This is a genomic window from Microbulbifer sp. ARAS458-1 (assembly GCF_045348205.1).
In the GTDB taxonomy this organism is placed as follows: domain Bacteria; phylum Pseudomonadota; class Gammaproteobacteria; order Pseudomonadales; family Cellvibrionaceae; genus Microbulbifer.
This window is the reverse complement of record NZ_CP155838.1, coordinates 140825-152905: the sequence shown is the minus strand read 5'-3', so window position 1 is coordinate 152905 and position 12081 is coordinate 140825. Positions and strand designations below refer to the sequence as shown.

General features: G+C 59.6%; 9 protein-coding genes. 6 read left to right on the top strand and 3 right to left on the bottom strand.

Translation table 11 applies throughout. The annotated features are described in order from the left end of the window. Nucleotides 1-50: 50 nt before the first annotated feature. On the bottom strand, nucleotides 51-1544 hold the full coding sequence (locus AAFH99_RS00685; RefSeq protein ID WP_043319549.1) for a CoA-acylating methylmalonate-semialdehyde dehydrogenase: 1494 nt from the start codon (nucleotides 1542-1544) through the stop codon (nucleotides 51-53). 407 nt (nucleotides 1545-1951) lie between these two features. Next, nucleotides 1952-3238: an aspartate aminotransferase family protein gene (locus AAFH99_RS00680; protein ID WP_231492018.1), complete on the bottom strand. Its 1287-nt coding sequence runs from the start codon at nucleotides 3236-3238 to the stop codon at nucleotides 1952-1954. A gap of 211 nt (nucleotides 3239-3449) precedes the next feature. Here AAFH99_RS00680 and AAFH99_RS00675 point away from each other — a divergent pair, with 211 nt between their 5' ends. From AAFH99_RS00675 to AAFH99_RS00650, 6 genes are all read left to right on the top strand, one after another. Next, entirely contained in the window at nucleotides 3450-4376 is a 927-nt protein-coding gene (locus tag AAFH99_RS00675; protein ID WP_043319547.1) for a LysR family transcriptional regulator, read from the top strand. A 140-nt stretch (nucleotides 4377-4516) separates the two neighbouring features. Next, nucleotides 4517-5644, top strand: coding sequence for a 3-oxoacyl-[acyl-carrier-protein] synthase III C-terminal domain-containing protein (locus AAFH99_RS00670; RefSeq protein ID WP_406828381.1), 1128 nt, complete (start codon nucleotides 4517-4519; stop codon nucleotides 5642-5644). An 11-nt stretch (nucleotides 5645-5655) separates the two neighbouring features. Then, nucleotides 5656-6336 carry an iron-containing redox enzyme family protein gene (locus AAFH99_RS00665; RefSeq protein ID WP_197023829.1) on the top strand — a complete coding sequence of 227 codons (681 nt, stop codon included), beginning with the start codon at nucleotides 5656-5658 and terminating at the stop codon, nucleotides 6334-6336. 68 nt (nucleotides 6337-6404) lie between these two features. Continuing rightward, on the top strand, nucleotides 6405-7316 hold the full coding sequence (locus AAFH99_RS00660) for a DUF6999 family protein (protein WP_406828380.1): 912 nt from the start codon (nucleotides 6405-6407) through the stop codon (nucleotides 7314-7316). Nucleotides 7317-7481: 165 nt separating this feature from the next. Next, nucleotides 7482-9332, top strand: a complete 1851-nt coding sequence (locus AAFH99_RS00655; RefSeq protein ID WP_406829157.1) for an ABC transporter transmembrane domain-containing protein — start codon at nucleotides 7482-7484, stop codon at nucleotides 9330-9332. Nucleotides 9333-9435: 103 nt separating this feature from the next. Further along, the gene (locus tag AAFH99_RS00650) at nucleotides 9436-11076 is read left to right on the top strand and encodes an acetolactate synthase large subunit (protein WP_406828379.1); all 1641 of its coding nucleotides are present in this window, start codon (nucleotides 9436-9438) and stop codon (nucleotides 11074-11076) included. A gap of 19 nt (nucleotides 11077-11095) precedes the next feature. Here the strand turns inward: AAFH99_RS00650 and AAFH99_RS00645 are convergent, their stop codons facing one another. Then, nucleotides 11096-12025 carry a tetratricopeptide repeat protein gene (locus AAFH99_RS00645; RefSeq protein WP_406828378.1) on the bottom strand — a complete coding sequence of 310 codons (930 nt, stop codon included), beginning with the start codon at nucleotides 12023-12025 and terminating at the stop codon, nucleotides 11096-11098. Nucleotides 12026-12081: the final 56 nt, after the last annotated feature.

Below are 12081 nucleotides of genomic sequence, written 5' to 3'. Positions count from 1 at the left end.
CGAAAAAACGCCCGCAGTATTGGCTGCGGGCGTTTTTTACTGGGCGGAAATTAATTGCTGGGGAAGGAGAACTGTGCTCCCTCACGTACACCGCTGGAAGGCCAGCGCTGGGTAATGGTTTTGCGCTTGGTGTAGAAGCGCACACCGTCCGGACCGTAAGTGCCGAGGTCACCGAACAGGGAGCGTTTCCAGCCGCCGAAGCTGTGGTAGGCCACGGGTACGGGCAGCGGCACGTTGATACCGACCATGCCTACCAGAATATTGTCACTGAAGTAGCGCGCCGCTTCGCCATCGCGGGTAAAGATGCAGGTGCCGTTGCCGTACTCGTGATCGTTGATCATCTGCATGGCCTGCTCCATGGAGTCCGCGCGCACCACCAGCAGTACCGGGCCGAAGATTTCCTCTTCGTAACAGGCCATGCCCGCTTTCACATTATCGATCAGGGTGCCGCCGACAAAGAAGCCGTTTTCAAATCCGGCGACTTTCGGGTTGCGGCCGTCCACCACAATGGTGGCGCCCTGCTCGGCGGCACTGGCGATATAACCGTTGACCTTGTTCATGTGCGCCTCGGTGATGACCGGGCCAAAGTCGTTGCTGCTGTCGCTGTAGGCACCCACTTTCAGGTCCTGCATGGCGGTGGACATCTTGTCGATAAACCTATCCGCCGCTTCGTCGCCCACGCAAACCGCTACCGACAGGGCCATACAGCGCTCGCCGGAGGAGCCAAAGGCCGCACCGGTCAGTGCTGCGACGGCATTGTCCATATCCGCATCCGGCATGATGATCGCGTGGTTTTTGGCTCCGCCCAGAGCCTGGCAGCGTTTACCGTGCGCGGTGGCGGTTGCGTAAACGTATTCGGCAATGGGGGTGGAGCCCACAAAACTGACCGCTTCCACGCGCGGATCCGTAAGCAGGGTGTCCACCGCCACTTTATCGCCATTGACCACATTGAATACGCCGTCCGGCAGGCCGGCTTCCTGCAGCAGTTGTGCCAGCAGCAGGGAGCAGGAAGGGTCGCGTTCGGAAGGTTTCAGTACAAAGGTGTTGCCGCACACAATGGCCAGCGGAAACATCCACAGGGGTACCATGGCTGGGAAGTTGAATGGGGTAATACCGGCAACCACGCCCAGCGGCTGCATCTCGCTCCAGGAATCGATATCCGGGCCCACATTGCGGCTGTGCTCACCCTTCAGCATCTGCGGCGCGCCACAGGCAAATTCCACATTGTCGATTCCGCGGGTCAGTTCGCCCATGGCGTCGTGAGAAATTTTGCCGTGCTCCTCGCCGATCAGCGCGCAGATTTTTTCCGCATTGTCTTCCAGTAATTGCCTGAACTTGAACATGATGCGGGCGCGCTTGGCGGGCTGGGTGTTGCGCCAGCTTTTATAGGCTTCCTGTGCTGCGGCAACGGCTTCTTCCACGGTGGCCTTGCCGGCAATCGCAACCTGCTTGGACACGGTGCCGGTGGCCGGATTGAAAACATCCTGGGTGCGCTCGGCGGCTTCGGTGGTACTGCCGTTAATAAAATGGCCTACGGTGTTCATGCTGTTTCCTCTCGAAAATATTTAATTGTTTTGTTCCCGTCATCCCGGGCTTGGTCCGGGGTCCAGCGCTACGAAGCTGGATAGTGCCACGTACACTGGATGCCGGATCAGGTCCGGCATGACGAACCGGGTCATCCCGGGCTTGACCCGGGATCCAGCGCTAGGAAGCTGGATGGTGCCACGCCCACTGGATGCCGGATCAGGTCCGGCATGACGAGCTATGTCATCCCGGGCTCGATCCGGGATCCAGCGCAACGAAGCTGGATGGTGCCGCGTCCACTGGATGCCGGATCGAGTCCGGCATGACGAACCGGGTCATCCCGGGCTTGACCCGGGATCCAGCGCAACGAAGCTGGATGGTGCCGCGTCCACTGGATGCCGGATCAACTCCGGCATGACGATGATTGTTAACCCGCAGCAACCTCATTGATTGCATCGCCAAGCGCACTTACCAGCGTATCCACTTCCTCCGCCTCCGCCACAAATGGCAGGCCCAGCTGGATGGTGTCGCCACCGTAGCGCACGTAAAAGCCTTTCTCCCACATTTTCATTGCGATCTGGTAAGGGCGCAGTAGCGGTTCGCCCGGCGTCGGTTCGATAGTGAGGCCCGCGGCCACGCCGCAGTTGCGGATATCGGAAATCAGCGGTGTGCCCTTCAGCTGGTGCACCCGGTCTTCCAGAATCACTGCCAGCTCCGCTGCGCGGTTGAACAGGTTTTCATTTTCCAGGATATCCAGTGACGCCAACGCCGCAGCACAGGACACCGGATGGGCGGAATAGGTATAGCCGTGGGGCAATTCCAGCAGGTACTCCGGGCCACCCTGATCCATAAAGGTGTCGTAGATTTCCTGCTTGGCGATCACCGCGCCCATGGGCACTGCGCCGTTGGTGAGTTGTTTGGCGGTGTTGAGGATATCCGGGGTTACGCCGAACGCCTCCGCACCGGTGGCCGCACCCATGCGGCCGAAGGCGGTGATCACCTCATCGAAAATCAGCAGGATGTTGTGCTGGTCGCAGATCTCGCGCAGGCGTTGCAGGTAGCCCACCGGTGGCGGCAGCACGCCGGCGGAGCCGGCCATGGGTTCCACAATCACGGCGGCGATATTGGAGGCGTCGTGCAGGGCGATCATTTCCAGCAGTTCGTCCGCCAGGTGCGCACCTTCCTCCGGCATGCCTTTGCAGAACCTGTTCTGTGGCAGCACCGTGTGAGGCAGGTGGTCGGCGTCTACCGCGGTGCCGTACAGGGCCCGATTGGCGCCGATACCGCCAACACTGATGCCGCCAAAGTTCACCCCGTGGTAGCCCTTGGCGCGGCCGATCAGTTTGGTCTTGGAGGGCATGCCTTTCTTGCGCCAGTAGGCACGGGCAATCTTCAGGGAGGTTTCCGCCGACTCGGAACCGGAACCGGTGAAGAACACCCGGTTCAGTCCTTGCGGCATAAACTGGGTGATGCGCTCCGCCAGCTGGAATGCCTTGGGGTGGCCAAACTGGAAGGCCGGTGCGTAATCCAGGGTACGCAACTGCTCACTTACCGCATCGGCAATTTCCACCCGGTTGTGCCCGGCACCGCAGGTCCACAGGCCGGACAGTCCATCGAAAATCCGGCGTTCATCGGCGTCGGTGTAGTAGCAGCCCTCCGCCCCGGTGATGATCCGCGGGTCCTGCTTGAACTGGCGGTTGCCCGTGTAGGGCATCCAGTAGGCATCCAGCTGAGACTGGCTGAGCCCGGCAAACTTGTCGCTCACTCTTATTCTCCATTTGGCCGGGTATCCGGCGCGATTGACCGATGGGTTGCGACAAATGTAGAAGAGCTTTAATGTTTCATAAACTGCTGTTTATCGATGTTTAGTTTCACAATTATGAAACTAATGCTCCTGCAGGTAGAGTTCCCGGAGGATTAGCCGAATGGCCCGCAAACAAACCGCCCTGCTGGGCCAGCTCAGCGATATCGACCTGCGCCTGTTGAGAGTGTTTCGCGCGGTCGCCGAGGCCGGCGGTTTCTCGGCAGCCGAGCTGGAATTGAACGTGGGGCGCTCCACCATCAGCCGGCATATCAAGGACCTGGAGGTGCGTCTCGGGGTCACTCTGTGCCAGCGGGGGCGCGGCGGCTTTGCCCTGACCAGCGAGGGGCGCCAGATCTACCAGGCCACCCTGCGACTGCTGGGCTCCCTGGATACCTTCCGCGGTGAGGTGGCGGACGTCCACCGGCGCATGACCGGCCACATCTCCATCGCTCTGTTCGACAAAATGGTCACCAACCCCGCCGCCCACATCAGTGAGGCCCTGCGGCGCTTCGACGACCTGGCGCCAGAGGTGAGCCTGGATATCCATATCGAGCCGATCAATGAAATCGAGCGCGGAGTAATGGAGGGGCGCTTCCAGCTCGGCGTGGTACCCGCACACCGCACCTCGCCAAGCCTCGAGTACCAGCATCTGTTTTACGAGCAGATGTACCTTTACTGTGGCTATCGCCACCCGCTGTTTGGCACTGCGGATATTTCCATCGACGACGATGCCATTCGCGAGAGTAAATACGCCGGCCTCGGCTACCACTCGCCGAATATGGAAGTGGGCAACCGGTTGGGACTGGAGCGGGACATCACCGTCAACGACCAGGAAGCCATCGTCCACTGCCTGCAGACCGGGCGCTATATCGGTTACCTGCCGGACCACTATGCGGAGACGTTTTTGAAAAAGGGCGAGATCCGCGCAATCCACCCGCAGCGCTACCAGTACGAATGTGATTTCGTCGCGATCCAGCGGCTCTCGCCGCGGCCGTCGAGAATCGTGCAGACCCTGTGGGACTGCCTGGCCGAGGCGCATGCGGACTGATTGGTATTTCGGTCGATGTCTTGTTTGGAGAATTGTTTGGCGTATTGGTTGAAGTGTTGCCTGGTGTTTCCGGCACATCTGTCTCCGGACGATCCCGGTGATAATATGCCTGCCCAGAGAACGGACGGAAAGGAAAGTACATGCAGGACGCATTTATCACCGGCAGCGGCAGCTTTCTGCCCGGTGTACCGCTGGACAACCGCGAAATGGAATCGCGCATCGGATTTCTGGGCGAGCACAGCCGCAAGCTCAAGGCCCTGACCCTGCGCCAGAACGGCATCCGCCATCGCCACTACGCCCTGGATGCTGAGGGCACCCCACAATTTACCAATGCCGAGATGGCTGCGCGTGCTGTGGAAGCCGCCTGCGATGCGGCGCGCCGGGACCCTGTACAGTTGCAGTATCTCGCCTGCGGCACCACCCAGGCTGATTTGCTGGTACCGGGTATCGGCAGCGCGGTGCATGGGGAACTGGGCGGTAGCAGCATGGAAATCAGCTCGCACCAGAGTGTCTGCGGCAGCAGCATGATGGCGATCAAATCCGCCTGGCTGAACATCCGCGCTGGTCAGCATCGTATTGCCGCCGCCAGTGGCAGTGAATTTTCCAGCCGCTGGTTTCAGCCTGATTTTTACCGCGCGATCGACTTCACGTCCATGAGCACGCATCAGGCAATGCAGTACGAGTTTCTGCGCTGGACCCTGTCCGACGGCGCCGGCGCGCTGGTGATGGAGGCCGAGCCGGACCCGCAGCGCCCCAGTTTGAAAATTGACTGGATCGAACAGAAATCGTTTGCCGATCGTTTCCCCACCTGTATGTACGCCGGCACCCGCAGCAATGGTATGGAAGATTACCGACCCTGGGCGCACTATGGTTCTCCCGGTATCGCCTATGACCAGGGCGCTATCGTGTTGCGACAGGATTTCGAACTGCTGGACCAGATGTTTCCGGTCTGGATGGGGTACTTTCTCGAAGTACTGGACAAGCACCGACTGTCGCCGGGGGATGTCCGCTATTTTCTGCCGCATTACTCCGCGCGCGCACTGGGTGAAAAAATGAAAACATTGCTCACCCACTCTGCAGCCATGATTCCAGAGGAACGTTGGCGCAACCACCAGCAGGAGGTAGGCAACGTGGGCTCCGCGTCTATTTTCCTGTTGATTGACCGGCTGCTGCGGGAGGAGAAGCTGGAACGCGGTGATCGCATACTCTGTTTTGTGCCGGAGAGTGGCCGCTGCCTGGCGTCGTTTATGTGTCTGACCGCGGTGTAATGGAGAATAAAATGGAAGTTCTTGAAAACGAGCCGGCATTGATCATTCGCGAGCTGGGAAAAATCTGGGCGGATTTCGAGGGGCGCCTGGTCAAGGTGCCGATTGTCGCCCGCGCCCTGCGCGGCGCACTGCGACTGGAGGACTACCGGCTGCTGGTGCACGACCACTACCAACAGGTGCTGGATGGATCCCGCTGGATTGCCTGTGCGGTATCCTCCATCGGGCGGGAACATCTGGAGTTGCGCTCACGCTTTCTCGAGCATGCGCGCACTGAGCATCGCGACTATGAAATGCTGCAGCGGGATTACCAGGCCGTGGGCGGAGATGTAGCGACGTTGCGCAGCGGCAGGCAGAATATCGGTTCCCGTGCTCTGTCCGCATGGATGTTCCAGCGCGCAGGCAGCGCCGATCCGCTGGATCTGCTCGGCGCCATGTTTATTATCGAGGGGCTGGGCAAGCACTTTGCCGGGCTTTTTGCCCGTGCCCTGCAGCAACATCTGCAACTTGAACCCCATCAAGTCTCTTTTTATCGATACCACGCCGAGCACGACGAGGATCACCTGCAGGAACTGCAGGAAGTGCTGGAATCCGGTGTCCTGAAGGTCGACGGTCTGGCGGAGCGGATACTGGAAACGGCGCGCGTGACCGGACGCCTTTATCTGTTGCAGCTGGAAGAGCTGGGCCACTATTAAAAGCCCATGAATAAAAGACCGCGGTGAATAGGCCACTATTCAAAGGCTGCGGTTCAAAGGGAGAAACCATGAGCTGGAACAGCGACTTCGCACAGGAACGTATCGACCGGAGCGACCCCAACCCCTGGCTGGCGCTCTACCTGGATCGCAGCCTGCCTATCCACGAGCCGGCCAAGAAGGCGCTGCTGGCCGGCAACAATACCTGGTCGCGACGCCTGCTGTTACCGGTGGTGCGGCCACTGGCGCGGCTCAGCATCGTACTGGTGCAGCTGTTGCGAATAGTGATTCCGGAGCGCTGGAACTCATCCCGGCTGTTGCACAAAACCATTTACTGGGGGCTCAAGTATTTTGTCCGCGGCGATGCCAACTACCTGATATTGCGTCATTTCAATATCGGCACCGAACTGCTGCAGTTTATTGCGGATAACGTCGGCGATGTGCGCATTGAAAGTACCCGCCCGCTGCGTCCGAAGAATTTGCGGGATCTGCTTGACGATACATTCCTGGTTCACGATCTGAATATCTACAACTTTATCGCCGAGTTGAATGAACAGCTGCGCCGTGACAATCGCGATATCGGCGCAGCCGAGCGGTTGGACTTTTCAGCAATCACCGATGGTGAATTTGATCTGCAACCGGGGGGAGATCACGCCACCAATGTGCTGGATCTGCAGACCGCTATCGAGATGTACACGCCACTGTATGCGCTGTTCCTCTCCGATCACGATTTCTGGCGCGCGAGTAACTCCCTGCAGCTGGACGAAACCATCTCGATCTATATCGGCAAGTTGCTGAACGATGGTATGGCTCTGTCTCTGGTCAGCAATCGCCACCCTATGGTGCCGCACTCCACACTGCAGGCGGGGTTCCGGCTGATGCTGCACGGGCTGGATGCGGAGCTGCTGCACGGATACCTGCGCAGTCTGAAGCGGGCTGCGCTACCGCAAGCGGATGCCGTGGCACTGGAAAGCGAAGCCTGAAAAGGTTGGCCGTCACCGGCAGGCAGTTACCGATAGATAGTTACCGATAGATGGCTGCCAGCGTATCACCCTGTACATTCAATCTCTTCCCATAAGCGGATACACGTGAGTTCTGAGAAAAATACTTCACCGGCGGACTCCACCTCGACCCTGAGCGCGCGGCAAATGCTTATCGCACTCTGGCAATTCATGCGCCCCCACAAGGCGGTACTGCTGGGGGCGGCGATTGCGCTGGTGTTTACCGCTCTGGTGACCCTGTCCATCGGGCAGGGTGTGCGACAGCTGGTGGACCGGGGATTGTCCGGCAGCTCCAGCGAGGCCCTCACCCATGCGGTTCTGGTATTGCTGGTGCTGGCGGGTCTGATGGCAGTGGGAACCTACGCGCGGCACTATCTTGTTTCCTGGCTGGGCGAGCGCGTGGTGGCGGACCTGCGCAAAGCGGTGTTCGATCATATCGTGACGCTGCATCCGAGCTATTTCGAGACCAATCGCAGCGGCGAGATCATGTCTCGTCTCACCACCGACACCACGCTGCTACAGCACATTATCGGGACCTCGTTTTCGATGGCGCTGCGCAGTGCACTGATGTTTGTCGGTGCGTTGATTCTGTTGCTGATCACCAACCTGAAATTGAGCCTGATGGTACTCGTCGGTGTGCCCGCTGTGCTGCTGCCGATTGTTTTGTACGGGCGGCGGGTGCGGAAACTCTCCAAGGCCAGCCAGGATTCCATCGCCGATGTCGGCAGCTACGCCGGGGAAATCATCCAGAACATTAAAACGGTGCAGAGTTACACCCGCGAAAACTATGAGAAGCAGGCGTTTGCCGGAGAAGTGGAGGCTGCATTTGATATTGCCCGGCGGCGAATACGCCAGCGTTCACTGCTGATTGCAGTGGTGATACTGCTGATGTTTGGCGCGGTCAGTGCGCTGCTGTGGGTGGGCGGCAACGACATGATTGCCGGGCGCATGACGAGCGGTGATCTGGCCGCATTTGTGTTTTATGCCTTCCTGATGGGTTCTGCGGTGGCGACCATTTCCGAGGTGTACGGTGAGCTGCAGCGGGCCACCGGCGCCACCGAGCGGCTGATGGACCTACTGGGTGTCGAGTCTGATATTCCCGCCCCGGCAGATAATGACGCTGCCGCAGCCGTCGCCGCGGCTCTGAACAGGACCCAACCTCAATCCCAGGATCAATCCCAAAATCATTCCCCGGCCCAGGCTGCCCCCCGGTACGACCTGCCCGCGCAGATCGATTTCGAAGCCGTTGAATTCAATTATCCGTCGCGCCCGGATCAGCCGGCCCTGCATCAGTTAAGCCTGCATGTAGCGGCGGGCAAAAGTCTGGCGCTGGTGGGGCCCTCAGGTGCGGGAAAATCCACAATCCTGGAATTGCTGCAGCGGTTTTATGATCCACAGGGCGGGCGCATTACCCTAGATGGCGTGGATATTCGCGCGCTGGACACCGGTACCCTGCGCAGGCAAATAGCCGTTGTGCCGCAACAGCCCGCGCTGTTTACCGCCGATGTCTGGTACAACATCCGCTACGGCAAACCGGATGCCACTGAAGCCGAGGTCATTGCCGCCGCCAAAGCCGCCCATGCCCACGAATTTATCGAGCAATTGCCAGAGGGCTACAACAGTCACCTGGGTGAACAGGGCACACGTCTGTCCGGTGGTCAGAAGCAGCGGCTCGCCATCGCCCGTGCCATTCTGAAAGACCCGAAAATCCTGCTGCTGGATGAGGCAACCAGCGCGCTGGATGCGGAAAGCGAATACCACGTACAGCAGGCGCTACAGGCGCTGATGAAAAACCGCACCACCATTGTGATTGCCCACCGCCTGGCAACCATCCTGCATTCGGACAGCATCGCCGTTCTCGAGCGCGGGCGGCTGGTCGCGCAGGGCAGTCACCGGGAGCTGGTGGCGTCATCGCCGCTGTATCAGCGCCTGGCGGAACTGCAGTTTCAGGACGGGGAACCGGGGAGCGGGGATATCCGTCAAGCCAGCGACGACTGAGTCCCGCAGACCCGCATCTGCTACCCTGCTTAACAGGTTATTGCGGCGTGGCGGTGATCAATCGCGCGCCGAGCCGGTTACAAAATCTGAGCGGGGATTTCTGGTGAAGGCATCTGACTTATTCGTGCGCGCCCTTGAAGCGGAGGGCGTGGAATTTGTTTTCGGCATTCCGGGGGAAGAAAACCTCGATCTATTGGAGTCCCTGCGCGGCTCCAAAATCAAACTGGTGATTGGTCGCCACGAGCAGGCCGCCGGTTTTATGGCGGCCACCTACGGCCGCCTGACCGGGAATGCCGGGGTGTGTCTCTCCACCTTGGGCCCCGGTGCCACCAACCTGGTGACGGCGGCCGCTTACGCGCAGCTGGGCGCCATGCCCATGGTAATGGTCACCGGGCAAAAACCCATCAAGAGCTCCAAGCAGGGGCAGTTTCAGATCATCGATATTGTCGACATGATGCAGCCGCTGACCAAGTTCACCAAGGTGATTGTCAGCGGTGACAATGTGCCGGCCCACGTGCGCGAGGCGTTCCGCCACGCGGAAGAGGAGCGCCCCGGTGCGACCCATATCGAACTGCCGGAAGATATAGCCCGCGAACACTCCACCATGCCGGTGCTGGAACCCAGTTATACCCGCCGGCCCATCGCCGAGGAAAAAGCCGTGTGTCAGGCCGCGCAGGCGATTGCCGCCGCGCGCAAACCTCTTTTACTGATCGGCGCTGGTGCCAATCGCAAGCTCACCGCGAAAATGCTGCGGGAACTGGTTATGAAACTGGGTATTCCCGTGGTGACCACGCAGATGGGGAAGGGGGTAATCGATGAAGCGAGCGCGCATTTTGTTGGCAACACCGCCCTGTCCGATGGGGATTTCGTGCACCGCGCCATCGATCAGGCAGATCTCATCATCAACGTGGGTCACGATGTTGTGGAAAAACCACCATTCTTTATGCGGCCCGGTGGCCCGGCGGTGGTGCATATCAATTTCAGTTCCGCGCAGGTGGACCCGGTATATTTTCCACAGATCGAGGTGGTGGGGGATATTGCCAACAGTCTTTGGCAATTGAAGGAAGAACTGGAGCCCCAGGAGCACTGGAGCTTCGCCGATGCCCACCGTATTCGCAATGCCCTGCAGGCGCATATCCTCGAAGGCGCGCAGGACGACAGTTTCCCCATAAAGCCCCAGCGGCTGGTGAAAGAGGTGCGCGATGCCGTACCCGAAGACGGCATCATCGCGCTCGACAATGGTATGTACAAAATCTGGTTTGCGCGCAACTATCAGGCGCACGAGCCGAATACGGTTTTACTCGACAATGCGCTGGCCACCATGGGGGCAGGGCTGCCCTCGGCCATGGCTGCAAAGCTGGTGCACCCGGAACGCAAGGTGCTGGCCATCTGTGGCGACGGGGGTTTTATGATGAATTCCCAGGAGCTGGAAACCGCGGTGCGCCTCAAGCTCGATCTGGTCATTCTGGTACTGCGCGACGACGGCTACGGCATGATCAAATGGAAGCAGGCGCAGATGGACTTTCACGATTTCGGACTGGATTTTGGCAACCCGGACTTTGTGGCTTACGCGCAGGCTTACGGTGCCTCGGGCCATCGCATAGAGAAAACCGCGGAGTTACAGCCCACCATCGAGCAATGTATGCAACAAGGTGGTGTGCACCTGATCGATATTCCGATGGACTACAGCGACAATGACCGGATCCTGAACCGGGAGATCCGCGAGTTATCTCGCAAGCTGTAAGCAAGTACATTAACCGCAATCAGCTCTCCTGGTCGGCATCGTTGGCAGTATCCGACAGCGATAGTGCCTGCTGGCTCTGCAGTGCGTAGACGCGCTTGAGATTATTCTTTGCCGCAGTATTTCTTTCGTCCAGCGACAGCGCCTGGGTATAGCTCAGCTCCGCCAGTTCCAGTTTTCCCTGCTGACGATACAGATAGCCCAGGGTATTCCAGAGGATGCTGGAGTCCGGTGTCAGCGTGAGCGCTTCACGCAACAGTGGCAGCGCTTCAGAAGTTCGCCCCGCGCGGGCCTTATCCATAGCCAGGTTGTTCAGATAGAGTGACTGTACTTCGGCGTCCGCAATCGCCACATGCCGGTGCAGGCTGCGCGGTTCGAAGTTCAGCTCGATAATTTGCGTACTCCAGCCAAATGAAACCTCCGCATTAATGTGCAGAATGTTCTGCACCAGCACGCGCCCGTCCGCACCGCGGGTCGCCCGCCGCGCCCGGGGCGCCTCCACCCGATTGAAATGTGCCGGCACACCCACTTCCCGCGCCAGAACCACGATCAATGCAGCGAACGAAATGCAGTTGCCGCGCCGGCTGGTAAACGCCTCTGCCGCGGTTGCGGTGGTATCCAGGTCGTACTCCAGATAAAAGCGATCCTGTTTCAGGGTGCGCAGAATCCGCCGGAACCGCTGCTTCGGTGACAGGCCTGGGCCGATGCCGTCTACAAAGTGTTTCATCTCCGGCGACAGTGCCAGCAGCCCCGGCGCGAGGTCTGAGGCTGGGGCGAGGGGCGTGTCTGAGGGCCACAGCTGATCGAGCTGCGCCAGGGCCAGCGCACTGCTGCCCGAACCATCGCTGGCCGGCACCGAGTAAGGCGCGTTCGCCCTCGCACTATCCGCTGACTGGGGGCCGCTGGCACAGCTGGCCAGCAGCACGCAGGTAAAAATCGCCATCCATTGCATTGGTCAATACTCCTGAAATTTGGATTATTGACGCACACAAGTTCTGTGCTGGATGC

Excerpts from the sequence above, each read along its gene's own strand:
- AAFH99_RS00680 (WP_231492018.1), bottom strand. The coding sequence starts at position 3,238 with ATGCCCTACACGGGCAACCGCCAGTTCAAGCAGGACCCGCGGATCATC.
- AAFH99_RS00685 (WP_043319549.1), bottom strand. The coding sequence starts at position 1,544 with ATGAACACCGTAGGCCATTTTATTAACGGCAGTACCACCGAAGCCGCC.
- AAFH99_RS00660 (WP_406828380.1), top strand. The coding sequence starts at position 6,405 with ATGAGCTGGAACAGCGACTTCGCACAGGAACGTATCGACCGGAGCGAC.
- AAFH99_RS00655 (WP_406829157.1), top strand. The coding sequence starts at position 7,482 with ATGCTTATCGCACTCTGGCAATTCATGCGCCCCCACAAGGCGGTACTG.
- AAFH99_RS00670 (WP_406828381.1), top strand. The coding sequence starts at position 4,517 with ATGCAGGACGCATTTATCACCGGCAGCGGCAGCTTTCTGCCCGGTGTA.
- AAFH99_RS00665 (WP_197023829.1), top strand. The coding sequence starts at position 5,656 with ATGGAAGTTCTTGAAAACGAGCCGGCATTGATCATTCGCGAGCTGGGA.
- AAFH99_RS00675 (WP_043319547.1), top strand. The coding sequence starts at position 3,450 with ATGGCCCGCAAACAAACCGCCCTGCTGGGCCAGCTCAGCGATATCGAC.
- AAFH99_RS00645 (WP_406828378.1), bottom strand. The coding sequence starts at position 12,025 with ATGCAATGGATGGCGATTTTTACCTGCGTGCTGCTGGCCAGCTGTGCC.